Below are 22503 nucleotides of genomic sequence, written 5' to 3'. Positions count from 1 at the left end.
AATAATAATTTTTTGTAACTTATTTCTAGTAAAAAGTAGCTTTGTCAACATCTATAATCAACCTATCTTGGGTTGATTTTTTTATTTTCACTATTTTGTTTTACATAATAGTGAAAATGTATTACAATTATAGTAAATCAACTAGTTTGTAATACATACTAGTTAAAAAAGAGGGAGGTTGGTATGCGCGAAACACAGTTGCTAAAAGGGGTATTAGACGGTTGTGTTCTTCAAATCATTGCCAAAGAAGATATTTATGGCTATGAATTGGTTCAGCGATTAAAAGCGGCTGGTTTTACCAATATTGTTGCAGGAACGGTCTATCCACTTTTGCAAAAATTGGAGAAGAAGGAAATGATTACGTCATTTATGAAACCTTCTCCAGATGGTCCACCACGAAAATATTTTCAAATAACGGTAAAAGGAGAAAGGTTTTTAGGAGATTTTTGGGATGAATGGCATGGATTAGTAAATAAGGTTTCAAATTTAGAGAAGGATAGAACGAATGCAAAATACTCTTAATAATTACTATCACCAAACAGAAGACATCATTGTTAGTTTAAAGCCCGAGAATAGAGACTTTTTTGAAAAAATTCAAGAATATATGATATTTTCAAGTTTCTTTAGAGATGAAATTGCTATTCGCCAGCTTATTCTTCAACTAGCTTTGGATCTGAAAGCAGCTGAAGCCGATGGCGTTTCTGCTGTGGATTATTTTGGGGATGAACCGAAGCAAATGGTGGATAACCTGATTAAAGAATCTAATGTAGCCACTAAATTAAGTCTTGCTAAACTTTTAGGAATAATCGTTGGTATTTTGTGCTATTTCCGTTTTTTGAGTGATTTTGCCTCGCATGGACTGGTTACTTTGAACTTAGTTGGTTATTTGAGTGATATCCTCTTCGGTGTACTTGGTGTTTGTTTTATTTTTTACATCTTTAAAAGAAACGTCTATTGCTTTACCTTTTTGAAAAATAGAGTAATTAAATACGGAGCTCTTCTTGCTCTAATACTAATGTTTATTGTCCTCATTTTTCTAAAAATTAAACTTGAAGCCTGGGTGATAGGTCCAAGAATAATATTACCTACGATTATCAGTCTAGCTCTTGCTGCGCTTCTTTGCGGATTGGGTATTATTTTTTGTAGAAGAGACCAAGTCACAAGGACATTTATTGCACCTCTGATTGCCTTTTTTCTATGCGGTATTATCAGATTTTCAGCGAATGCTTTTCAATTAACTAATGTCTTTGTAGTGACCATTTTACCATTGTTCGTTACTTTCCTTGGTCTTATCACTTTTTATCGTCAGTCATACCTATTGATGAAAAAAGATATTTAATTAAGAAGCAAACGAGCTTACGAGCTCGTTTTTTGATATACTAGACTTAGTAAAATCAAGGAGAAAGAAATGACTTTTGAAGAAATTTTGCCTGGTTTAAAGGCTAAGAAAAAATATGTCCGCACAGGCTGGGGTGGCGCTGAAAATTACGTTCAGCTATTTGACACGCTTGAGCAAAATGGCGTGGCATTACCAGTGACACCGTATTTTCTCATCAACGTTTCAGGTGACGGTGAAGGCTTTTCTATGTGGTCGCCGACCCCATGTGACGTTCTAGCGACTGATTGGGTTGAAGTCCATGACTAAAGTTCTCATCACAGGCGTTAGTTCTGGCATTGGACTCGCACAAGCACGACTTTTTTTGAAAAATAGCTGCGCGGTATATGGCGTTGACAAATCGCAAGCGCCTCAGATTCAAGATGACAACTTTCATTTCTTACAGTTGGACTTGACAACGGATTTAGCTGCGCTGTACGATTTTGTTCAAGACGTGGATATCTTGTGTAACACCGCTGGAATTCTCGACGCTTACAAGCCTTTGCTTGAAGTTTCAGACGACGAATTGGAACGTGTTTTTCAGACCAATTTCTTTGCGACAGTCAAAATTACACGCCACTATTTAGCCAAAATGGTGGAACGAAAATCTGGTATCATCATCAACATGTGCTCAATTGCGTCATTTATAGCAGGTGGTGGCGGAGCAGCTTACACCGCTAGTAAACACGCTCTTGCAGGCTTCACGCGCCAGCTGGCACTTGACTATGCTAAGGATAAGATTCAAATTTTTGGTATTGCACCAGGTGCGGTTAAGACAGCTATGACAGCTAGTGATTTTGAACCTGGAGGATTAGCTGACTGGGTAGCCCAAGAAACACCAATCGGACGTTGGAGTAATCCCGAAGAAATCGCTGATTTGACAGAATTTTTAGCCTCAGGCAAAGCAAACTCCATGCAAGGAGAAATCATAAAAATCGACGGCGGCTGGAGTTTGAAATAGGTGAGAGGACGGTTCTAGGAATTTTATCAAAGGTTTCTTTATGGATCCAAAAATTAAGTAATTTAATTTTTGAAAGATGGAAAAGAGATTTTAATACTGATTATGATTTATTAAACTATTAATGGGGGAGATGTATGAGAGTTTATAAAGAAAATATAAATCATTTCAATGCATTTTATCGGAGTGACTACTATTCCTATTTAAAGGAAAATGATTATGATTGTGTTGATAAAATTTTTTCAAGTTTATATGAAGATCCTGATGATTGTGACGCTTCTCTTTATCAGGAGCTAGGGAGAAAATTTGATTTATTAGCCCGTAAAAACTATCTAGTAGAAGAAGTTGAAGGACAAAAAATTCGTTTAGCGGCAGATATTATCTGTGGAAGAAAACAATTAGTTGATTTTCGTAACAATAATTATGAAGAGTGGATAGTTGATTATGAGCGTGTTCGTTCAAATTTAAATCTACATTTTTTGTGGCCTAAGCATAAGGCTCCGACTATTAATACTTATCGATATAGTAGATATCTTGATAGAATAGATTGTTTGTTATTTGATTTAAAGTGCTATTTTGAAGGTCAAAACACTCCAATGGCTTTGGTATATCAAAGAGAGACGACAGTAATCTGGTTAAAGCGGTTTAAAAATTTCTCAGATTTTATTGATAGGATGCAACTTAATGCATTTGTCGATACTGATTATAATGTCTTAGATATCAGTAAGGGACAAGCAAAAATTATAGATAGAATATACAGTCGAAAAGAAGTAAAAGGAACGATAGAGACATACATAGAAAATATGTTACAGTTGAACGTTGAAGGAAAATTTATTTAAAATTTGGAGAAAATTATGAACGCACAAGAGCTTTGGAACAAGTATAAGAAAATCAATTCTTCAATCGGAGATGACATTGACGCTTGGCAATTTGGTGCGGAAGCTGATTTGTTAGCACAATTAGTCCTTGAGGGAACAAAAACGGCGACGGCATCAGCTTACGATTTATATGCTGTTGATAACGATCCACTACCAGAGGTTGGCTCATACGATGTGGTTTTAGATAGCAAAGACCAAGCAGTTTGTATTATTCAAATCAAGAAAGTTTCCCTCGCCCCTTTCAAGGAAGTCTCGGAGAAGCATGCTTTCAAAGAAGGCGAGGGTGATAAATCGCTTGATTATTGGCGAGATGCTCACGAAGCATTTTTTAAACCTTATTTTAAAGAATATGGGCTGACATTCACACCAGAAAGCTTAATTGTTTTAGAAGAATTTGAAGTGGTTTATCCCACAGTTTAGCAAGATATGATAGGAGGAAATTCATGAAATTAGCCATTTTAGGAACAGGAAAAATTGTTGACGAAGTGTTACCCGTTTTAAAAGAAATCAATGGCATTGAGTTAAGTGCTATTTTATCAACACCACGAAGTCTTGAAAAGGCACAAAAACTCGCTGAAATTTACGGCATTTCTCAAGCAAGTAGCGATTATGATAGCATTTTGGCAAATCCAGACGTTGACACCGTTTATGTGGCACTTCCAAACCACTTGCACTATGATTATGCTAAAAAAGCACTTCTTGCTGGGAAACACGTCATCTGTGAAAAGCCATTTACATTGACTTTAGCAGAATTTGAAGATTTGGCAAAAATAGCAGATCAGAACAATCGTATTTTGTTAGAAGCTATTACCAATCAGTACCTTGGCAATTTTGCAGCTATTAAAGACAATCTGACTAAGCTTGGTGATATCAAAATCGTTGAATGTAATTATTCACAGTATTCTTCACGTTACGATGCTTTCAAACGTGGCGAGATTGCGCCTGCGTTTGACCCAGAAAAAGGTGGTGGAGCACTGCGTGATCTTAATATTTACAACATTCATTTGGTAATTGGCTTATTTGGTAAACCTGAAAAAGTACAGTATTTGGCAAATATGGAACGTGGTGTGGATACCTCAGGTATCCTAATCATGGATTATGGTCACTTTAAAGCTGCTTGTATCGGTGCCAAAGATTGTGCAGCAGAGATTAAATCAACGATTCAAGGCAATAAAGGCTCAATTGCTATTATCGGCGCTACGAATACCTTGCCAGAATTAGCTTTAAGCCTGAATGATCAAAGCATGACAATGATTAATGAAAACACCCTAAATCACCGTATGCACGATGAATTTGTTGCTTTCCAAGCCATTATCGAGCAAGAGGACATGACGGCTACAAAATTGGCGCTTGAGCATAGCCGTGCCGTTATGGAAGTTTTGGATGCAGCTGTTAACAGCTTGTAATGGTTAGAATGTGCACCTTGATTGCCATAAAATTAAGCTCAAAATAAGTAAATGTGATATAATGGAGTAGCTTGTGTGAGAAAAATAAAGGAATGTAACTTTGTTTATCCCACAGAACTACTCTATTTTTTAAGGAATTAGTTATGTCAAATTATGCAATTATTTTAGCTGCTGGTAAGGGAACACGTATGAAATCTGACTTGCCAAAAGTCCTTCATAAAGTTTCTGGCATTACAATGTTAGAACACGTTTTTCGTGCCGTATCAGCTTTGAATCCAGAAAAAAATGTGACGGTCATTGGGCATAAAGCCGAAATGGTTCGTGAGGTTTTAGCTGATAAATCAGAATTTGTCATGCAAACAGAACAACTCGGAACTGGTCATGCGGTCATGATGGCAGAAGATGAATTGGCTGGTCTTGAAGGTCAGACCCTTGTTATCGCTGGTGATACACCGCTTATCACTGGAGAAAGCTTGAAAGAATTAATTGATTTTCATGTTAGCCACAAAAACGTTGCCACAATTTTAACAGCGACAGCCGAAAATCCATTTGGTTACGGACGTATCATTCGTAATGAAAACGGCGAAGTGCTTAAAATCGTTGAACAAAAAGACGCTTCTGAATTTGAACGTCAAGTCAAAGAAATCAACACAGGAACTTATGTCTTTGACAATAAACGCCTTTTTGAAGCGCTTAAAAATATCAACACTAACAACGCCCAAGGGGAATATTATTTGACTGATGTCATTTCAATTTTCCGCAATAATGGTGAAAAAGTCGGAGCTTACGTGCTTCATGATTTTGATGAAAGTCTTGGTGTTAATGACCGTGTGGCACTGGCGACAGCAGAAGACATTATGCGTCGTCGTATCAACAAAAAACACATGGTCAACGGTGTGACTTTCCAAAATCCATCAGCAACTTACATTGATGTTGACGTTGAGATTGCACCTGATGTGATGATTGAAGCCAACGTTACCCTCAAAGGGAATACTAAAGTTGGTTCAGGTTCTGTCTTGACAAATGGTACTTATCTTGTTGATGCAACAATTGGTGAAAATGTCGTTATCACAAACTCAATGATTGAACAATCTGTTGTTAAAGATGGTGTAACCATTGGACCGTTTGCCCATGTTCGCCCAGATTCAACGCTTGAAAAAAATGTCCACATTGGTAACTTTGTTGAAGTAAAATCATCTATCGTTGGTGAAGATACTAAAGCAGGACATTTGACATACATTGGTAATGCGACCGTTGGAAGCGAAGTTAATTTTGGTGCTGGTACAATCATTGCCAACTATGATGGTCAACATAAATTTAAAACAACCATTGGTAACAATGTGTTTGTTGGAAGTAATTCAACGATCATTGCACCAGTTACTTTGGGAGATAACGCTTTGACAGCAGCAGGTTCAACGATTTCTGATGACGTTGAAAAAGATGCTTTAGCGATTGGACGTAGTCGTCAAGTTAACAAAGCAGGCTATGCCCTTAACAAACCACACCACCCAAACAATAAAAAGTAAGCATATTTTAGGAGGTTTAAATCATTAAGCTGTACTCTAAGCATGGGCAATTTTTACTTATATTCAGGGGACAGCATTAACTTGATTTGATCTCTTTTTTATGATTTTTTAGAGACATTATGGCAATTAACCGTGTAAGAATGGCATTCCTTCCTATTTTGTAGTAAAATCTAATTTGGAAATATCTTTAGGGAGAATGCTTAGTATGGATTTTGAAGAAAAAACGCTCAAACGAACAGAGATTTTTGATGGGCATATTTTTAAAGTTGTTGTTGACGATGTCGAATTACCAAATGATTTAGGTCAAGCTAAACGAGAACTCATTTTTCACCGAGGAGCTGTTGCTATTTTAGCGGTGACTGATGAGAATAAAATTATTCTGGTTAAGCAATATCGCAAGGCAATCGAAAAAATTTCTTACGAAATTCCAGCAGGCAAACTCGAAATTGGTGAAAACGGGTCTGAACAAGATGCCGCTGCGCGTGAATTAGAAGAGGAAACAGGATACTCTGGCGATTTAAAACAAATTCATGAGTTTTATACTGCTATTGGTTTTTGCAATGAAAAAATTAAGCTATATCAAGCAACTCATTTGCAAAAAGTGCCAAATCCACGTCCGCAAGATGATGACGAGGTCTTAGAAATTCTTGAATTAACCTATCAAGAATGTATGGATTTGGTGAAATCTGGAGCTATTGAAGATGCTAAAACAATCATAGCCCTTCAATATTATGCTCTGCATTTTGGAGGATAGACAAAATGGGAAAACCACTTTTAACAGACGAGATAATCGAACGTGCTAACCATGGTGAAATTTTTTATGATGACCAGTATCTAGAAGATGACGAGGAGACAAAAGTTATCCGTACAGACCTTTATGATACCATTGTGCCATATGAAGAAGAGGAAGAAAAAAACCAAGGATTTCTGGATAAATGGAAAGATCGTAAGAAAAAAGACCAATACGTTTATAAAAGTCGTCGCATTGAAAATGCTAAACGTAGCAAGTTTCAACGAAAACTTAATCTAATCATGTTTGTGGTTATTGTTTTATTGATTGCACTCTTTTTCGCGGTGTTTAATCTCTAATTAAAAAAGTTAAGAAGGAGTAAGCAAGAGTTAGAAAACTAACTTGGAGTATCATCTTAGTTGAAAACTCTTGTATTTTTGTGATGAAAATTGGAATTATTGCAGCAATGGAGCAGGAATTAAAGCTTCTTGTGGAACATTTGGAAAACAAAGTTGAACATCAAGTTCTAGGGAATACTTATTATGAAGGTAAACTTGGAAATCATGATGTTGTTCTTGTCCAATCAGGTATTGGAAAGGTGATGTCGGCGATGTCTGTAGCTGTTCTTGCCGATCATTTTGGTGTTGATGCTCTTATTAACACAGGGTCAGCTGGTGCTGTTGCTACGGGTTTAAATATTGGTGATGTTGTCGTTGCCGATAAATTAGTTTATCATGACGTTGATTTAACAGCTTTTGGCTACGATTATGGTCAAATGTCAATGCAACCTCTTTACTTTGAGTCAGACAAAGGCTTTATTGACACTTTTGAACAAGTCTTAAACAAAGCTAACGTCGCTAGTAAAATTGGTTTGATTGCAACTGGGGATTCTTTTATCGCTGGACAAGATAAAATTGATGCCATTAAAGCAGCATTTCCAGAAGTTCAAGCTGTTGAAATGGAAGGTGCTGCGATTGCGCAAGCTGCCCACAGTTTGAAAAAACCATTTATCGTTGTTCGTGCCATGTCTGATACAGCAGCTCATGATGCCAATATTACATTTGATGAATTTATCATCGAAGCTGGTAAACAATCTGCTAAGATTTTAATGGCATTCTTGGAAAAATTAGCATAAAAAAACATCCTGAGGCAATTTGTCTCGGGATATTTTGTATAGATCACTTAATCAACTTTTTCAACATAAATTTGTTCAGCAATTCTTTCTGGGATAAGCAATTGTCGTGAGTGGTAGGCGAGTGTGTGCGTTTTGGCATAGTCATCGACTTTTACCAACTCGACGACATCATTGATGGTCAACTCATGTTCTTCAAGGTAGTTTAGTAAATGAGCTTCGTCGTGCGTGCGACTGATTTTGTAAGTTCCCAATGTTTCAATTTGACTAAGCGTTTGATGATGAATTTCTACTAAAAACTCCCCCTTTTTTGGAATTGTTCCACCGTGCGGACAAAATGCGGGAAAATTAAGATTTTCTTCCAAACGATCGATAAAAATGGTAGAAACCGTGTGTTCTAAAACTTCAGCTTCTTGGTGAATTTCATCAGCATTGTAGTGAAGATGGTTGGCTAGAAAAACTTCTATTAAACGGTGTTTTCGGTAAAGTTCTGAAACCAAAAGCAAGCCTTTTTTGGTCAGGTAGTAACCAAGTGCTTTATCTTTGACAATGAGATCATCGGTAATCATTTTTTTGACCATTTCAGAAACAGCTGGCGCAGATACTTTCATTAATTCAGCAATGCGTTTGTTCGTGATTTTAGTTCTGTTTTTTCCAAGTTCATGAATACATTTTAAGTAATCTTCTTTATTTGGCGTCATATCGTCTCGCTTTCTGTTCTTATATTATAGCAAAAAATCTGTTTTTCTTGGGGGATTGGGTGTTTTAGCGGAATGATTTTAATAAAAAGGCAAGCAAAAAACCAAGGCAGGCTATCCTAGCTTGATTTTTTAATTATTTGAGGATCAATTCATTAATCAAAATCGTAGTCTTTCACGACCTCAATGCTTGTGATGGTAACATCAGTCGTTGGTTTATCATTGTCATCAGTGTCAACCACAGCGATTTTATCAACCACATCCATGCCATCAATAACTTGTCCAAAGACAGTATAGTTTTTATCTAAGCTTGGGTTACCGCCGTTGGCATAAGCATCAATAATCGATTGAGGATAATTATCTGATGAGAGTTGGCTTGATTGGTCATCTGAATTTTGGTTGATGAAAAATTGGCTACCGTTGGTATCAGCACCAGCATTTGCCATGGCAAGAGCGCCACGAATATTATAGAGGTAGGGTGAGATTTCATTGACAAATCCGTTCCCTGAGTCGATACTCTTGTCTTTACCATTCCAGATAGATTGACCACCTGTGCCATCTCCGTTAGGGTCACCTGATTGAATCATGAAATCTGAAATCACACGGTGAAATAGCAGACCATCATAATAACCGTCTTTGGCGTGTGTGAGGAAATTTTCAACTGCCAAAGGTGCATATTTTGGAAATAGTTTTAAGGTAATATCTCCCATAGAAGTATGCATAATGACTTCAGCTTCGTCACCTGAGACGTCTGTTGATAATTGAGGAAAGGCAGATTTGTCGGCGCTCAAAGCTTTCTTTAATTCTTTTTGGTAAGCTTTTGATGAGGATGCGCTGGCGCTTGCTGAAGCAGGAGCAGCTACTTCTGAAGAACTAGCCGCTATTTTTGCATCGACATAATCATCGCCACGTATAGCGCGTGTAATGCTTTCACAACCAGATAAACTAGTTAGGCATAATACCATTAATCCAAAAGACCAAAATTTTTTCATGTTGCCTCCTAAACAGTTCAAAATCATCAACAGCTTGTGGATATTCTGGTGATAATACGTGTGCATAATCATCATTTGAAATCAACTTATCCACAAGTTTATAGTAATAGAAGTGATACTAGTTATTTCATTTTATCATATTTTTATCGAAATAACCTAAAAGCTTAAAAAATGCTATAATAAGGTTATGGCAAAATCAAAAAGTAGAAAAAAAGGTCGTAAATCACGGCGACCAACAAAAGCAGAAATAAAAAGACAGAAAGCACTACAACGTTTTATTTTGGCAATTGTGACAGCTGTTATTTTTTTCTTTGCGATTGCTCGTCTAGGAATTTTTGGCATCACAGTTTACAATATTGTCAGATTCGTGGTGGGAAGTTTGGCTTACTTACTAATGTTTGCGGTACTTATCTATTTAATTGGATTTAAATGGTTTCATAAACAGACAGGGTTTGTCGGTGGTTTTGTGGTGACAATGATTGGGTTGTTGCTTGAATGGCATGCTTACCTATTTTCATTGACAGCTTATCGTGACAAGGAAGTCTTTTCAACAACAGCTCGCTTGCTTTATGGTGATATTATTAATTTTAAAGTAAGCAAGTTTGTCGGTGGAGGAATGCTTGGTGCTGTTCTTTATAAACCCGTAGCCTTTCTTTTTTCAAATGTTGGCACATTTCTGATCGGGGCGTTGTTTATCATCTTGGGGCTCTTTTTGATGAGTCCGTGGGAAGTTTACGATATCGTAGAATTCTTTAAAGAAAAATCCCAAGAATGGGCTGCTAAAAACGAAATTAGAAAGCAAAAACGTTTTGTAAAACGAGAAGAGAAAAAAGCACTTGCTGAACAAAAACGTCAGGAAAAAGCTCAGAAAGAAGAAGAACGCTTGGCTCAATTGACCGTTGACCAAGAAACAGGAGAAATTTTAGAGACTCCTACTGATAATGAGGCTTCGCTATTTGATAATCTTCCAGAAAATGACTTACCTACTGAACCTGAAATTTTGGCGTATGACCACACTTTGGACGACTTAGAAGAACCACCACTTGAAGATTATCCGACAATGGATGCGTCACCGTCGCAAGAAGCTGCGCAAGCTATGCTTGATAAAGAAGATGATGGCGAACCGTTAGAAGTTGATTTCACGGCGAAAGCAAATCTTCTTTATAAATTACCAACGATTGACTTATTTGCACCAGATAAACCTAAAAATCAGTCTAAGGAAAAAAATCTTGTTCGCAGAAATATCAAAGTCTTAGAAGATACGTTTAATAGCTTTGGTATTGATGTCAAAGTTGAACGTGCGGAGATTGGACCGTCTGTTACGAAATACGAAGTCAAACCAGCAGTTGGGGTGCGTGTTAACCGCATTTCAAATTTGGCTGATGATTTGGCACTTGCACTTGCCGCTAAAGATGTTCGTATCGAGGCACCAATTCCAGGAAAATCGTTGGTCGGTATCGAAGTTCCTAACTCAGAAATTGCAACGGTAACCTTCCGTGAACTTTGGGAACAAGCAAATACAGACCCTAATAAATTGTTGGAAGTGCCACTTGGTAAGGCTGTTAACGGGACAGCACGTACTTTTGACCTTGCTCGTATGCCACACTTGCTTGTCGCTGGTTCAACAGGTTCTGGTAAATCAGTTGCCGTTAATGGGATTATTGCAAGTATCTTGATGAAAGCTCGCCCAGACCAAGTCAAATTCATGATGATTGACCCTAAAATGGTTGAGTTGTCAGTTTATAATGATATTCCGCATTTGCTAATTCCTGTAGTAACCAATCCACGTAAGGCAGCAAGAGCACTTCAAAAAGTAGTTGATGAAATGGAAAATCGTTATGAACTCTTTAGTCATTTTGGGGTGCGAAATATCGCAGGCTACAATGCTAAAGTTGAAGAATTTAATGCGCAATCTGAACAAAAACAAATTCCTTTACCATTGATTGTAGTTATTGTTGATGAGTTGGCTGACTTGATGATGGTTGCCAGCAAAGAAGTGGAAGATGCAATTATTCGTCTAGGGCAAAAAGCGCGTGCTGCGGGTATTCACATGATCCTTGCCACACAACGTCCGTCTGTTGACGTCATTAGTGGTTTGATTAAGGCTAATGTGCCGTCACGTGTTGCCTTTGCCGTATCATCAGGGACAGATAGCCGTACCATTTTGGATGAAAATGGTGCTGAAAAACTTCTTGGTCGTGGTGACATGCTTTTCAAACCAATTGATGAAAATCACCCAGTCCGCTTGCAAGGCTCTTTCATTTCTGATGATGATGTGGAACGCATTGTTGGTTTCATTAAAGACCAAGCTGACGCAGATTATGATGATAGCTTTGACCCAGGTGAGGTTTCTGAATCAGATTTGAAATCTGGTGATGGCGTCCAAGAAGGTGACCCACTCTTTGAAGATGCCAAAGCTTTGGTACTTGAAACACAAAAAGCGAGTGCCTCAATGCTCCAACGTCGTTTATCTGTTGGATTTAACCGTGCCACTCGTTTAATGGATGAATTGGAAGCCGCAGGTGTTATCGGACCAGCCGAGGGAACAAAACCACGTAAAGTTCTAATGACTAATCCAAATCCTGAAGCATAATAAAAAAACGTTAGCCCAAAGGCTAGCGTTTTTATGCAATTGTAAAAATTAAAATTAGTACTATAATGTAAAAGAGAAAAGTCAAAATAAAACCAGAACGCCAGAAAAATTTCCCAAAACGACGGTATGAAAAAGAATGATTTCTCCTAAGAAAAGTTATCGTTAAAATAATAGCGAGTAGTGACAGACAAATCAAATAATAAAAGAAAATACTACTCCCTAAAAATTTATTTCCCACCAATCCAATTTCAAAAGCAAAAATTGGAAAAGCAATATCGGTAAATAGAATACCGAAACGTTTTAATTTGAAAAATGTCACTAAAATATAAGCAAAAATTGGTGTCAAAAACACAAACGAGAAAGAAAATAATTTGTACATCATCATACCTTATATTTTATACTGAAACTTTGAAGAAGTAAATAATTAGAAGGCTTTTCCTAAAATTTAGTTTGATTTTTTTGTTGATAAAAATTGATGTTGATAACTTAATGTGGAACGAAAATATGTTACTAGGAAAATCAATGGTATGTATGAAAAGAGTATGAAAATGCTTAAAATTGACAACGGTTAATAAAACTTGTCAAATTAAGGAATTTTAAGAAAATAAATGCAATAAATTCCTTGATTTTTCCTAAAAATAATGTATAATATTAAAGTATGCTATTGAGCATATCTGTGGGAGGTAAAAATCTTAATTACCGCCAAAACCACAACAGGAGGATTTTATAAATGGCTAAAAAAGTCGAAAAAGTTGTTAAACTTCAAATTCCTGCTGGTAAAGCTACACCAGCTCCGCCAGTTGGTCCAGCTCTTGGTCAAGCAGGTATTAACATTATGGGATTCACTAAAGAATTTAATGCCCGTACAGCTGATCAAGCTGGCATGATTATCCCAGTTGTTATCTCAGTATATGAAGATAAATCATTTGATTTCGTAACTAAAACTCCACCAGCAGCTGTTCTTTTGAAAAAAGCTGCAGGTGTTGAAAAAGGTTCAGGAACACCTAACACAACTAAAGTTGCAACAGTTACTCGTGCACAAGTACAAGAAATTGCTGAAACTAAAATGCCAGACTTAAACGCTGCAAATATTGAATCTGCAATGCGTATGATTGAAGGTACTGCTCGTTCTATGGGATTCACTGTTGTTGATTAATCAATAGCAACCCAATCTGTGATTAATTGAGGTAACCACACTGTACCGTTGAGATTAATTCACGCTAGACCCGCAAGACTTCATCGTAATTTGATGAGTGACGTGGGAGATTTTAAATCAAATCGATATGACCACATTACAAGGAGAATTTTAAATGGCTAAAAAAGGCAAACAAATGCGTGCTGCACTTGAAAAAATCGACAGCACAAAAGCTTACAGCGTAGAAGAAGCTGTAGCTCTTGCAAAAGAAACTAATTTCGCAAAATTTGATGCATCTGTAGAAGTTGCATATAAACTTAACATTGACGTTCGTAAAGCAGACCAACAAATCCGTGGTGCAATGGTATTGCCAAACGGTACTGGTAAAACACAACGTGTTCTTGTATTTGCACGTGGTGCGAAAGCTGAAGAAGCTAAAGCTGCTGGTGCAGACTTCGTTGGTGAAGATGACCTTGTTGCTAAAATCAACGACGGTTGGCTTGACTTTGACGTAGTTATCGCTACACCAGACATGATGGCTATTGTTGGACGTCTTGGACGTGTCCTTGGACCTCGTAACCTTATGCCAAACCCTAAAACTGGTACAGTAACTATGGATGTTGCTAAAGCAGTTGAAGAATCTAAAGGTGGTAAAATCACTTACCGTGCTGATAAAGCAGGTAACGTACAAGCTATCATCGGTAAAGTATCATTTGATGCAGATAAATTGGTTGAAAACTTCAAAGCTATCCACGAAGTTATGGTTAAATCTAAACCAGCTACTGCTAAAGGTACATATATGACTAACTTGTCTATTACAACTACACAAGGTGTAGGTATCAAAGTAGATCCAAGTTCATTCTAATGTGATAATACAACAGAAAATCCGTTTCAATGAAACGGATTTTCTTATGGACTGTGTGAGTGATGTAGAAAACGAAAAAAGGGAGCATTTTGCCATTGTAACATCATGATTTTGAAACCTTGTATCTTTCAAAATTCAGAGAATTTTGCTAGGTAAAACAGGTAAATTATGATAAAATAGTAAAGATAAAAGAAGGAGTAACTTGTAGTGGAACCTAAGTATAAACGTATTTTAATTAAATTATCTGGTGAAGCCTTATCTGGTGAAAAAGGTTTAGGAATCGACCTTACAACTGTTCAAACTATCGCAAAAGAAATTGCTGAAGTACATAGTTCAGGTGTTGAAATTGCTTTGGTTATCGGTGGGGGAAATCTTTGGCGCGGCGAGCCAGCTGCTGCAGCTGGTATGGATCGCGTACAAGCCGATTATACTGGAATGTTAGGTACAGTAATGAACGCTCTCGTAATGACTGACAGTTTGCAACAGTATGGAGTTGATACTCGTGTTCAAACAGCTATTCCAATGCAAAATGTAGCAGAACCTTATATTCGTGGTCGTGCACTTCGTCATCTTGAAAAAGGTCGCATTGTTATTTTTGGTGCTGGTATTGGTTCACCATACTTTTCAACAGATACAACAGCTGCCCTTCGTGCTGCTGAAATTGAAGCAGAAGCTATTTTAATGGCGAAAAATGGTGTTGATGGTGTCTATGATGCCGATCCTAAGAAAGATGCTAATGCCGTGAAATTCGATGAATTGACACATGGCGAAGTCATTCAACGTGGACTTAAAATTATGGATGCAACAGCTTCTACCCTTTCAATGGACAACGATATTGACCTTGTTGTCTTTAACATGAATGAAGCTGGTAATATTAAACGTGTTGTCTTTGGTGAAGCCATTGGTACAACTGTTTCAAATAAAGCTGAACACCACAAAAAATAATTTATCAGCTCTGCTATTTTCCAAAAAATAAGAAATGAGGATTAATAAATCTATGGCTAATGCTATTATCGAAAAAGCTAAAGAACGCTTTGAACAATCACACAGTTCATTGGCACGCGAATTTTCAGCTATCCGTGCTGGTCGTGCTAACGCATCTCTTTTGGACCGTATCCAAGTAGAATACTACGGTGCCATGACACCACTTAATCAATTAGCCTCTATCACAGTTCCAGAAGCACGTGTTCTTTTGATTTCACCATTTGATAAATCATCTTTGAAAGATATTGAACATGCTATCAATGCTTCAGACCTTGGTATTAACCCTGCTAACGATGGTTCAGTGATTCGTTTGGTTATTCCTGCGCTTACTGAAGAAACTCGTAAAGAACTCGCTAAAGAAGTGAAAAAAGCAGGTGAAAATGCTAAAGTTGCTATCCGTAATATCCGTCGTGATGCTATGGACGAAGCTAAAAAACAAGAAAAAGCTAAAGAAATCACTGAAGACGAATTGAAAGTTCTTGAAAAAGACATTCAAAAAGCAACTGACGATGCTGTTAAACACATTGATGCTATGACAGCTAACAAAGAAAAAGAATTGCTTGAAGTCTAATCAAAAAGAAGGTATGGGGGTGGACTTTCCACCTCCTTTTATAAAGGAAAGAATACATGAATAATTTACTTGCCACTATTATCACAGGTCTTGTGATTGATGAGAATGCGAAAGCGTATTTTGTGCAAAAAGATGGCGTGACTTTTATGCTAGATAAGGCAGAAGGTGAGCATAAGATTGGCGATATGGTCAAAGGGTTTGCTTATACTGATGTGCAGCAAAAAGCTCGTTTGACAACAGCTGACGTTGCCGCAACACGTACGACTTATGGTTGGGGTGTCGTGACAGAAGTACGTCGTGATTTGGGTGTCTTTTTGGACACTGGACTTGCGGATAAGCAGTTTGTTGTTTCACTTGATGTGTTGCCAGATATGAAGGAATTGTGGCCTAAAAAAGGTGATAAACTCTATGTTCATCTGGACGTGGATAAAAAAGACCGTATCTGGGCAATTCCAGCGCAGCCAGAAGTTTTCCAAAAAATGGCTGGACCTGCTTACAATAATATGCAAAATGAAAAATTGCGCGCTATTGTGTATCGTTTGAAACTATCCGGAACATTTGTTTATCTCCCAGATAATAACATGCTTGGCTTTATTCATCCAAGTGAACGTTATGCTGAGCCACGTCTTGGTGAAGAAGTAACAGCACGTGTCATTGGTTTTCGCGAGGTTGACCGTACGCTTAATTTGTCATTGAAACCACGTTCGTTTGAAATGTTGGAAAATGATTCCCAAATGATTTTGACGTATTTACAATCAAATGGTGGTTTTATGACCTTGAATGACAAATCATCGCCAGCTGATATTAAAGCAACGTTTGGTATCTCAAAAGGTCAGTTTAAAAAAGCGCTTGGCGGCTTGATGAGAGCACGAAAAGTCAAACAAGACCAATTCGGAACAGAATTAATTAACGAAGAAAAATAGCTTTGAAAAAGAACGCTGATGTTTTAGAAAGTGATGCATAGTATTTTTGAGCAATAAAAAAAAGCTTGTCCAAAAAATCTTAAGGTTGGGAATTAAATAAACTTGTTATTTAGTTTTCGGACTCGAGAAGAAATGTCCAGTGGACCGACTCGTTTTTTAGTTTTTAGGCTCTCGAAAAAAGTATCCATTGGCTAACTCACTTTTTGGTTTCAAGGCCCGAGAAAAAATGTCCACTGGACATTTTTTTGCTATAATATATTCATCATATTTTGGAGGTCATAGAATGGAACGTGCGATTTTTGCGGGTGGCTGTTTTTGGTGCATGGTACAACCTTTTGAAGAGCAAGAGGGAATTCTATCTGTTCGTTCGGGTTATACTGGGGGACATGTTGCAAATCCTACTTATGAGCAGGTTAAGGCGCATGAGACTGGTCATACAGAAGCGGTAGAAATCATTTTTGATGAGGAAAAGATTTCTTATGCAGATTTAGTTGAGATTTATTGGGCACAGACGGACCCAACGGATGCTTTCGGTCAGTTTGAAGACCGTGGTGATAATTACCGCCCTGTTATTTTTTATAGTGATGAGCGTCAGCGTCAAATAGCAGAGCAGTCAAAGGCAGCTTTGCAAGCTTCAGGTCGTTTTAAAGAGCAAATCGTAACAGCAATTGAGCCAGTTCAACCATTTTATTTGGCAGAAGATTACCATCAAGGCTTTTACAAGAAAAATCCTGAGGACTATGCCGAAAATAGTGCCATTAGACATCAATTTTTAAAGGAGAATTGGCAATGAGAAAATCATTTTATACTTGGTTAATGACGCAACGTAATCCTAAAAGTCATGAGCCAGTAGCCATTTTAGCGGATTTAGTTTTTGATGATACAACTTTTCCGAAACATACTGACAATTTTGAAACCATTAGTCGTTATTTGGAAGATGAAGCAGATTTTGCCTTTAATCTTAGCGAATTCGACAAAATTTGGGAAGAATATTTAGCGCATTAAGAGGTGAATCACCTCTTTTTTGTTTAACAAAGCTGGTACAATATCATAAGAAATTTATTCTCTATGAATTTGCGTGAATCGGCTTTATTTTCAAACTTTTTGTGCTATTGCTATAATGGATAGCAATTACGATACAAAAACATAGAAATTTCAAGGGAGAGTGGGCTATATGCACGTAGGTCAAATGATTTAACTCAATAACTGGCATTTGATAGGCTTTTAACTGACTTATAGGTCTGTTTAAAAGAAATCAAATTTTAAAATCTTATTTTGTTACTAATCTATGACTCTATGGAGAGTCTGACATATTTTAAGGAAATTTACTATGTTTAAAAAATCGTATCGTCATAATATTGCTTTAGTTGGAGCAAGTGAATTTTTCGGTTTTTTCGGAATCACAAGCTTCTGGCTTCTCTTTCTTAGTCAACATGGCATGAGTTTTGGTCAAATTGGGATTTTAGAAAGTCTTTTTCATCTGATCAGTCTTTTGTCTGAAGTGCCTTCAGGTGTTCTAGCTGACCGTTTTACTTATCGCACAAATCTTTATTTGGGACGCTTGATGTCAATATTATCGTGTCTATTTATGCTATTTGGGCAAGGTAATTTTTGGATTTATGTATTTGGAATGGTGCTGAACGCATGGGCATACAATTTTGATTCTGGCACAAGCACTGCCATGTTATTTGAATCGGCTAAAGAAGCAGGGTTAGAGAACAAGTTTCTCAAATTTTCGAGTTTTGTGTCTGCTGTTGCTGAAGCAACAAGAACGTTAGGCGCTGTTGTTGCAGGTTTCTTTATTCATGGTTTATTGGATATGACGTATGTTATCCAAATTTTCTTCTCTTTGATAGTCATTATTTTGATTGCTATGATGAAAGAGCCAGCGTTTAAGAAAGAACGAGAAGAGCCAGCAAGTTTATCGCGTATTTTAAAAACGGTTGTTCGGGAATTTAAAGTGAATCGACACTTATTTTATTGGCTCATCACTAGTCAAGTTTTTTGTGTCATAATGTGTATGTTTTATTTTTACTATCAAAATGAATTAGAGATTTTGCCGTCATGGCAGATTAGTTTGCTGATGCTTATCTCTAGTGTTATCAATATTGGGGCTGTTTGGTTGGCAAGTAAGATTGGTCAACAGTTTAAAGCAGTCGCTCTTCTTTCTATCTTAGTTGGGTTAACGGGAATGCTTTACGTTTTAGCAATCACGAAATTACCTCTGATTTATATGATTATTTATTTGATGACAGATGGGCTTTATGCTTTCTTCTTACCAATCTTTAATAATGCCCTTCAAGTGATGATTCCAAGCGATGTGAGAGCCACAATGCTTAGTGTTACTGCCATGTTTTTCAGTCTGTTTATGATAGTCATTTTTCCGATGACTGGCTTTTTGATTGACTGGTTGGGCTTTGTACTTACATTTCTACTTTTAGGTATTGTATTAATGCTTTTAGCTCCGCTTTTAATTTTGAAGCGCAATGGTTTGAAATAAAGATAGTTAAGAAATTACGCAAGTCGTGATTTTTTACGTTAAATAAGCTATAATAGGCTTATCAAACACAAAAGAAAGAGGGACTCTATTTGCAAGAGTATTCTGTTGAGATAACATTAAATCATCCTGATGACGTATTGGCGTTGTTTGGATCAAATGAACGTCATTTGAAGCTGATTGAAGATAATCTTGACGTTATTATCCATGCACGAACTGAGCGTGTGCAAATTTTGGGAGATGATGAGGAGAGTGTCGAGCTTGCGCGTGTGACTATCCAAGCGCTTTTGGTTTTGGTTTCGCGTGGTATGCTGGTTAATACATCAGACGTTGTGACAGCTCTTTCCATGGCACAAAACGGTACAATTGATAAATTTGTTGCACTTTACGAAGAAGAGATTATTAAAGATAATTCTGGAAAGCCTATCCGTGTTAAAACTTTAGGACAAAAAGTTTACGTGGATAGTGTCAAATCACATGATGTGGTTTTTGGAATTGGACCAGCAGGAACTGGGAAAACTTTCTTGGCAGTAACTTTAGCGGTGACTGCTCTCAAACGTGGACAGGTCAAACGTATTATTTTAACGCGTCCAGCTGTTGAAGCTGGTGAAAGTCTTGGCTTTTTACCAGGGGATTTGAAAGAAAAAGTTGACCCTTATCTTCGGCCAGTTTATGATGCCCTTTATCAAATTTTAGGAAAAGAGCAAACAACACGTTTAATGGAACGTGATATTATTGAAATCGCTCCGCTGGCTTATATGCGTGGACGAACACTTGATGATGCTTTTGTTATTCTTGATGAAGCACAAAATACGACAATTATGCAAATGAAGATGTTCTTGACACGCCTTGGTTTCAATTCGAAAATGATTGTTAATGGTGATACTAGCCAGATTGACTTGCCTAAAAAAGTTAAATCTGGGTTGATTGATGCGACTGAAAAATTACAACATATTAAACAGATTGATTTTGTTCATTTTTCAGCTAATGACGTTGTTCGTCATCCAGTTGTTGCTGAAATCATCAATGCTTATGAAAAAGCTGAACCAAAACAGCGCAGCCATTCTCCAAACACGTCAGAAGAAGCTGTGGCTGAATCGGGTTTTGCAAGCTATGAAACCATTGGTCAACCAGCTAGTGATAAAGAAGCAAATAGTGATTAGAAAAGCTAGATTAAAATCTGGCTTTTTTTATAAAAATAATTTTCAGATATACGAAAATGAAAGATAGTCATAAAATCGTGCTATAATTGAGGTTAGTTTAAAAATTTGAGAAATGTAAAAATGGTATTTTTAATTGATATAACAATAAAGCTAACATCATCTGCGGATAGCAGGATTGCAGGAGGTGGTCATGAGCTCTCGCGAATTCTCAGCAGAAGAGTTGCGTAAACTGGCTAATTATCTATCACAACAAGCTAATGACCTCGAGATGACACTAGAAGATGTGAAAAAAGTCGCTGTGTCGTCTCAAGAAATTGCTGATAAAGCTGAAACGCTCTCAAAAATGAGAGAAAACGCCAATTATTTAGCTAACAGTGTTCAAAAAATCATAGCGCACGAAACGGAGAAAATCAAAAAGTGATAACAGAGAGATTGCGCCAATATCAAATCCTTGAAACAGAGCGCTTAATCTTGCGCCCTGTGACGTTGGCAGATGCGGAGGCGATGTTTGCTTACGTTTTAGACGAGGAAAATACGCGCTGGAATTTTCCAGCCAATAAAACGCTTGAAGAAACAAAGGCTGCTATTAAAAACATTTATCTTAAAACGCCTTTAGGTCTCTATGGCATTGCCCTAAAAGGGACAAATGCTTTCAAAGGAATGACACGTATTTCATTTGATAATCCTGGTGGTTGGGATAGTGCAAATCTCTATGCTTATTATGGTAATCCAGTCCAAATACCACTTGGTGCGTGGCCTGGTCAATCCATGACCAAAGATGCTCAAGGTAATTTCTATATTGATCTCCCAGAGGAATACCTTGATTTAAACGTTAAAATCATCTTTAGCCAACCTGGTACTAGTAACCAATTCCCAACTAGTATCGGCTTTGATTTGGTAAAATCAGGCAATTATAACAAAGATGGTTTGAAATGATGATAGGACTTCTGATGAGAACTAGTCCTTAACACTCCTCCTTGAAGAAGTAGCTTTACCCCGAGCTACTTCTTTTTTATGAGAAAATCAATCTTGCTGTCAGTTAAAAAATAAAAAATGACAAAAATTGACCTGCTAAATTCTTGAGATAGTGGGAATGAGTGTTGTAAAGCATACAGTAGCAGTCTTTATTTTATTATGGTATAATAGCCCTGATATAATTAGTTTGAAAGAAGATTTATATGTACGTTGAAATGATAGATGAAACTGGTCAAGTTTCAGAAGCAATAAAAAAACAAACCCTTGATTTATTACAATTTGCAGCTGAAAAGACAGGTAAAGACAATAAAGAAATGGCCGTGACTTTTGTGACAAATGAACGTAGTCATGAGTTGAACTTGGAATACCGTGACACAGACCGTCCAACAGATGTTATCAGCTTAGAATACAAACCAGAATCAAGTCTTTCATTTTCACAAGAAGACTTAGAAGAAAATCCTGAACTGGCTGAAATGCTAGATGAATTTGACGCTTACATCGGTGAATTATTCATTTCGGTTGATAAAGCGCATGAACAAGCAGAAGAATATGGACATTCATTTGAACGTGAAATGGGCTTCCTTGCAGTACATGGCTTTTTACATATCAATGGTTATGATCATTACACCCCTGAAGAAGAAAAAGAAATGTTTACCTTACAGGAAGAGATTTTAACTGCCTATGGACTCAAGAGACAATAATTCACCTAAAAAGTGGAAAAATCGCACGTTAGTAGCGAGTATGGAATTTGCCATTACAGGTATTATTACAGCCTTCAAAGAAGAAAGAAACATGCGCAAGCATATGGTTTCAGCTATTTTGGCGAGCATAGCTGGCGCTGTTTTTCGAATTTCAGCGATTGAGTGGCTCTTTTTGCTACTGGTAATCTTTTTAGTCATCACGTTTGAAATCATTAATTCGGCGATTGAAAATGTGGTCGACCTTGCTAGCAATTACCATTTTTCAATGTTGGCTAAAAATGCTAAGGATATGGCAGCAGGTGCAGTTTTAGTCATTTCAGGCTATGCTGTTTTAACAGGATTGATTATTTTTGTACCGAAAATTATTGCCTTGATTTTTGGTGAATAGCCAAAACTTAGTT

At 37.2% G+C, this 22503-nt stretch carries 29 protein-coding genes; 25 read left to right on the top strand and 4 right to left on the bottom strand.

Annotated elements, in window-relative coordinates:
- Positions 1-183: 183 nt before the first annotated feature.
- From SMA_RS07950 to SMA_RS07900, 11 genes are all read left to right on the top strand, one after another.
- A complete protein-coding gene (locus SMA_RS07950; protein ID WP_014295067.1) occupies positions 184-522 on the top strand; it encodes a PadR family transcriptional regulator in 339 nt (112 codons plus the stop codon).
- Positions 506-1339, top strand: a complete 834-nt coding sequence (locus SMA_RS07945) for a hypothetical protein (RefSeq protein WP_014295066.1) — start codon at positions 506-508, stop codon at positions 1337-1339. Before SMA_RS07950 ends, SMA_RS07945 begins: the two co-directional genes overlap by 17 nt.
- Positions 1340-1408: 69 nt before the next feature.
- Positions 1409-1645 carry a DUF2829 domain-containing protein gene (locus tag SMA_RS07940; RefSeq protein ID WP_003065964.1) on the top strand — a complete coding sequence of 79 codons (237 nt, stop codon included), beginning with the start codon at positions 1409-1411 and terminating at the stop codon, positions 1643-1645.
- Positions 1638-2336: a 3-oxoacyl-ACP reductase gene (locus SMA_RS07935; RefSeq protein ID WP_014295065.1), complete on the top strand. Its 699-nt coding sequence runs from the start codon at positions 1638-1640 to the stop codon at positions 2334-2336. Before SMA_RS07940 ends, SMA_RS07935 begins: the two co-directional genes overlap by 8 nt.
- Before the next feature lie 134 nt (positions 2337-2470).
- Complete coding sequence (locus tag SMA_RS07930) at positions 2471-3172, top strand: DUF6994 family protein (protein ID WP_014295064.1); 702 nt, start codon at positions 2471-2473, stop codon at positions 3170-3172.
- A gap of 15 nt (positions 3173-3187) precedes the next feature.
- On the top strand, positions 3188-3631 hold the full coding sequence (locus SMA_RS07925; RefSeq protein ID WP_014295063.1) for an ASCH domain-containing protein: 444 nt from the start codon (positions 3188-3190) through the stop codon (positions 3629-3631).
- Between the two features lie 23 nt (positions 3632-3654).
- Positions 3655-4617, top strand: a complete 963-nt coding sequence (locus SMA_RS07920; protein WP_014295062.1) for a Gfo/Idh/MocA family protein — start codon at positions 3655-3657, stop codon at positions 4615-4617.
- Between the two features lie 143 nt (positions 4618-4760).
- Entirely contained in the window at positions 4761-6143 is a 1383-nt protein-coding gene (gene glmU / locus SMA_RS07915; protein WP_014295061.1) for a bifunctional UDP-N-acetylglucosamine diphosphorylase/glucosamine-1-phosphate N-acetyltransferase GlmU, read from the top strand.
- A 205-nt stretch (positions 6144-6348) separates the two neighbouring features.
- The gene (locus tag SMA_RS07910) at positions 6349-6897 is read left to right on the top strand and encodes an NUDIX hydrolase (RefSeq protein WP_014295060.1); all 549 of its coding nucleotides are present in this window, start codon (positions 6349-6351) and stop codon (positions 6895-6897) included.
- A 5-nt stretch (positions 6898-6902) separates the two neighbouring features.
- Entirely contained in the window at positions 6903-7232 is a 330-nt protein-coding gene (gene macP / locus SMA_RS07905; RefSeq protein ID WP_014295059.1) for a cell wall synthase accessory phosphoprotein MacP, read from the top strand.
- An 83-nt stretch (positions 7233-7315) separates the two neighbouring features.
- Entirely contained in the window at positions 7316-8008 is a 693-nt protein-coding gene (locus tag SMA_RS07900; protein ID WP_014295058.1) for a 5'-methylthioadenosine/adenosylhomocysteine nucleosidase, read from the top strand.
- Positions 8009-8055: 47 nt separating this feature from the next.
- Here SMA_RS07900 and SMA_RS07895 read toward each other — a convergent pair whose 3' ends face one another.
- From SMA_RS07895 to SMA_RS12210, 3 genes are all read right to left on the bottom strand, one after another.
- Positions 8056-8706, bottom strand: coding sequence for a metal-dependent transcriptional regulator (locus SMA_RS07895; protein ID WP_014295057.1), 651 nt, complete (start codon positions 8704-8706; stop codon positions 8056-8058).
- Between the two features lie 152 nt (positions 8707-8858).
- A complete protein-coding gene (locus SMA_RS07890) occupies positions 8859-9695 on the bottom strand; it encodes a peptidylprolyl isomerase (protein ID WP_014295056.1) in 837 nt (278 codons plus the stop codon).
- On the bottom strand, positions 9649-9780 hold the full coding sequence (locus SMA_RS12210) for a hypothetical protein (protein ID WP_270335682.1): 132 nt from the start codon (positions 9778-9780) through the stop codon (positions 9649-9651). Before SMA_RS12210 ends, SMA_RS07890 begins: the two co-directional genes overlap by 47 nt.
- Positions 9781-9882: 102 nt before the next feature.
- Between SMA_RS12210 and SMA_RS07885 the strand changes: the two genes are divergently transcribed.
- On the top strand, positions 9883-12288 hold the full coding sequence (locus tag SMA_RS07885) for a DNA translocase FtsK (RefSeq protein ID WP_014295054.1): 2406 nt from the start codon (positions 9883-9885) through the stop codon (positions 12286-12288).
- Between the two features lie 31 nt (positions 12289-12319).
- Here the strand turns inward: SMA_RS07885 and SMA_RS07880 are convergent, their stop codons facing one another.
- Positions 12320-12670, bottom strand: a complete 351-nt coding sequence (locus tag SMA_RS07880; protein ID WP_284675585.1) for a DUF3397 domain-containing protein — start codon at positions 12668-12670, stop codon at positions 12320-12322.
- Between the two features lie 348 nt (positions 12671-13018).
- On the opposite strand from SMA_RS07880, the gene rplK reads away from it, so the two are divergent.
- From rplK to dagK, 13 genes are all read left to right on the top strand, one after another.
- A complete protein-coding gene (gene rplK / locus SMA_RS07875; RefSeq protein ID WP_003065913.1) occupies positions 13019-13444 on the top strand; it encodes a 50S ribosomal protein L11 in 426 nt (141 codons plus the stop codon).
- A 154-nt stretch (positions 13445-13598) separates the two neighbouring features.
- On the top strand, positions 13599-14288 hold the full coding sequence (gene rplA, locus SMA_RS07870; protein WP_006532818.1) for a 50S ribosomal protein L1: 690 nt from the start codon (positions 13599-13601) through the stop codon (positions 14286-14288).
- Between the two features lie 207 nt (positions 14289-14495).
- A complete protein-coding gene (pyrH, locus tag SMA_RS07865; protein ID WP_014295052.1) occupies positions 14496-15233 on the top strand; it encodes a UMP kinase in 738 nt (245 codons plus the stop codon).
- Positions 15234-15285: 52 nt separating this feature from the next.
- Positions 15286-15843, top strand: a complete 558-nt coding sequence (gene frr / locus SMA_RS07860) for a ribosome recycling factor (protein ID WP_014295051.1) — start codon at positions 15286-15288, stop codon at positions 15841-15843.
- 56 nt (positions 15844-15899) lie between these two features.
- Positions 15900-16766: a CvfB family protein gene (locus tag SMA_RS07855; protein ID WP_014295050.1), complete on the top strand. Its 867-nt coding sequence runs from the start codon at positions 15900-15902 to the stop codon at positions 16764-16766.
- 283 nt (positions 16767-17049) lie between these two features.
- Positions 17050-17559, top strand: coding sequence for a peptide-methionine (S)-S-oxide reductase MsrA (msrA, locus tag SMA_RS07850; RefSeq protein ID WP_014295049.1), 510 nt, complete (start codon positions 17050-17052; stop codon positions 17557-17559).
- Positions 17556-17771 (top strand): YozE family protein, encoded by a 216-nt coding sequence (locus SMA_RS07845; RefSeq protein ID WP_003065897.1) that lies wholly within the window; start codon positions 17556-17558, stop codon positions 17769-17771. The genes msrA and SMA_RS07845 overlap by 4 nt, the downstream gene beginning before the upstream one ends.
- A 325-nt stretch (positions 17772-18096) precedes the next feature.
- Complete coding sequence (locus tag SMA_RS07840; RefSeq protein WP_014295048.1) at positions 18097-19266, top strand: MFS transporter; 1170 nt, start codon at positions 18097-18099, stop codon at positions 19264-19266.
- A gap of 89 nt (positions 19267-19355) precedes the next feature.
- A complete protein-coding gene (locus SMA_RS07835; protein ID WP_014295047.1) occupies positions 19356-20426 on the top strand; it encodes a PhoH family protein in 1071 nt (356 codons plus the stop codon).
- Between the two features lie 190 nt (positions 20427-20616).
- Entirely contained in the window at positions 20617-20847 is a 231-nt protein-coding gene (locus tag SMA_RS07830; RefSeq protein WP_014295046.1) for a hypothetical protein, read from the top strand.
- Positions 20844-21362 carry a GNAT family N-acetyltransferase gene (locus SMA_RS11115; protein ID WP_014295045.1) on the top strand — a complete coding sequence of 173 codons (519 nt, stop codon included), beginning with the start codon at positions 20844-20846 and terminating at the stop codon, positions 21360-21362. The genes SMA_RS07830 and SMA_RS11115 overlap by 4 nt, the downstream gene beginning before the upstream one ends.
- A gap of 242 nt (positions 21363-21604) precedes the next feature.
- A complete protein-coding gene (ybeY, locus tag SMA_RS07820; RefSeq protein WP_014295044.1) occupies positions 21605-22102 on the top strand; it encodes an rRNA maturation RNase YbeY in 498 nt (165 codons plus the stop codon).
- Positions 22083-22490 carry a diacylglycerol kinase gene (gene dagK, locus SMA_RS07815; RefSeq protein WP_014295043.1) on the top strand — a complete coding sequence of 136 codons (408 nt, stop codon included), beginning with the start codon at positions 22083-22085 and terminating at the stop codon, positions 22488-22490. The genes ybeY and dagK overlap by 20 nt, the downstream gene beginning before the upstream one ends.
- Positions 22491-22503: the final 13 nt, after the last annotated feature.

Source organism: Streptococcus macedonicus ACA-DC 198 (assembly GCA_000283635.1).
In the GTDB taxonomy this organism is placed as follows: domain Bacteria; phylum Bacillota; class Bacilli; order Lactobacillales; family Streptococcaceae; genus Streptococcus; species Streptococcus macedonicus.
Note: the sequence above shows the minus strand (reverse complement) of the source record. Positions and strands in the feature narration are given on the sequence as shown.

What these genes read in the sequence shown, in the direction of transcription:
- SMA_RS07900 (WP_014295058.1), top strand. Translation starts at nt 7,316, where the DNA reads ATGAAAATTGGAATTATTGCAGCAATGGAGCAGGAATTAAAGCTTCTT.
- rplK (WP_003065913.1), top strand. Translation starts at nt 13,019, where the DNA reads ATGGCTAAAAAAGTCGAAAAAGTTGTTAAACTTCAAATTCCTGCTGGT.
- SMA_RS07910 (WP_014295060.1), top strand. Translation starts at nt 6,349, where the DNA reads ATGGATTTTGAAGAAAAAACGCTCAAACGAACAGAGATTTTTGATGGG.
- dagK (WP_014295043.1), top strand. Translation starts at nt 22,083, where the DNA reads ATGGACTCAAGAGACAATAATTCACCTAAAAAGTGGAAAAATCGCACG.
- SMA_RS07950 (WP_014295067.1), top strand. Translation starts at nt 184, where the DNA reads ATGCGCGAAACACAGTTGCTAAAAGGGGTATTAGACGGTTGTGTTCTT.
- SMA_RS07890 (WP_014295056.1), bottom strand. Translation starts at nt 9,695, where the DNA reads ATGAAAAAATTTTGGTCTTTTGGATTAATGGTATTATGCCTAACTAGT.
- SMA_RS07840 (WP_014295048.1), top strand. Translation starts at nt 18,097, where the DNA reads ATGTTTAAAAAATCGTATCGTCATAATATTGCTTTAGTTGGAGCAAGT.
- SMA_RS07845 (WP_003065897.1), top strand. Translation starts at nt 17,556, where the DNA reads ATGAGAAAATCATTTTATACTTGGTTAATGACGCAACGTAATCCTAAA.
- SMA_RS07930 (WP_014295064.1), top strand. Translation starts at nt 2,471, where the DNA reads ATGAGAGTTTATAAAGAAAATATAAATCATTTCAATGCATTTTATCGG.
- frr (WP_014295051.1), top strand. Translation starts at nt 15,286, where the DNA reads ATGGCTAATGCTATTATCGAAAAAGCTAAAGAACGCTTTGAACAATCA.
- macP (WP_014295059.1), top strand. Translation starts at nt 6,903, where the DNA reads ATGGGAAAACCACTTTTAACAGACGAGATAATCGAACGTGCTAACCAT.
- SMA_RS07925 (WP_014295063.1), top strand. Translation starts at nt 3,188, where the DNA reads ATGAACGCACAAGAGCTTTGGAACAAGTATAAGAAAATCAATTCTTCA.
- ybeY (WP_014295044.1), top strand. Translation starts at nt 21,605, where the DNA reads ATGTACGTTGAAATGATAGATGAAACTGGTCAAGTTTCAGAAGCAATA.
- SMA_RS07855 (WP_014295050.1), top strand. Translation starts at nt 15,900, where the DNA reads ATGAATAATTTACTTGCCACTATTATCACAGGTCTTGTGATTGATGAG.
- SMA_RS07885 (WP_014295054.1), top strand. Translation starts at nt 9,883, where the DNA reads ATGGCAAAATCAAAAAGTAGAAAAAAAGGTCGTAAATCACGGCGACCA.
- SMA_RS07920 (WP_014295062.1), top strand. Translation starts at nt 3,655, where the DNA reads ATGAAATTAGCCATTTTAGGAACAGGAAAAATTGTTGACGAAGTGTTA.
- SMA_RS07945 (WP_014295066.1), top strand. Translation starts at nt 506, where the DNA reads ATGCAAAATACTCTTAATAATTACTATCACCAAACAGAAGACATCATT.
- SMA_RS07895 (WP_014295057.1), bottom strand. Translation starts at nt 8,706, where the DNA reads ATGACGCCAAATAAAGAAGATTACTTAAAATGTATTCATGAACTTGGA.
- glmU (WP_014295061.1), top strand. Translation starts at nt 4,761, where the DNA reads ATGTCAAATTATGCAATTATTTTAGCTGCTGGTAAGGGAACACGTATG.
- SMA_RS07830 (WP_014295046.1), top strand. Translation starts at nt 20,617, where the DNA reads ATGAGCTCTCGCGAATTCTCAGCAGAAGAGTTGCGTAAACTGGCTAAT.
- msrA (WP_014295049.1), top strand. Translation starts at nt 17,050, where the DNA reads ATGGAACGTGCGATTTTTGCGGGTGGCTGTTTTTGGTGCATGGTACAA.
- SMA_RS07935 (WP_014295065.1), top strand. Translation starts at nt 1,638, where the DNA reads ATGACTAAAGTTCTCATCACAGGCGTTAGTTCTGGCATTGGACTCGCA.
- rplA (WP_006532818.1), top strand. Translation starts at nt 13,599, where the DNA reads ATGGCTAAAAAAGGCAAACAAATGCGTGCTGCACTTGAAAAAATCGAC.
- SMA_RS07880 (WP_284675585.1), bottom strand. Translation starts at nt 12,670, where the DNA reads ATGATGTACAAATTATTTTCTTTCTCGTTTGTGTTTTTGACACCAATT.
- SMA_RS07940 (WP_003065964.1), top strand. Translation starts at nt 1,409, where the DNA reads ATGACTTTTGAAGAAATTTTGCCTGGTTTAAAGGCTAAGAAAAAATAT.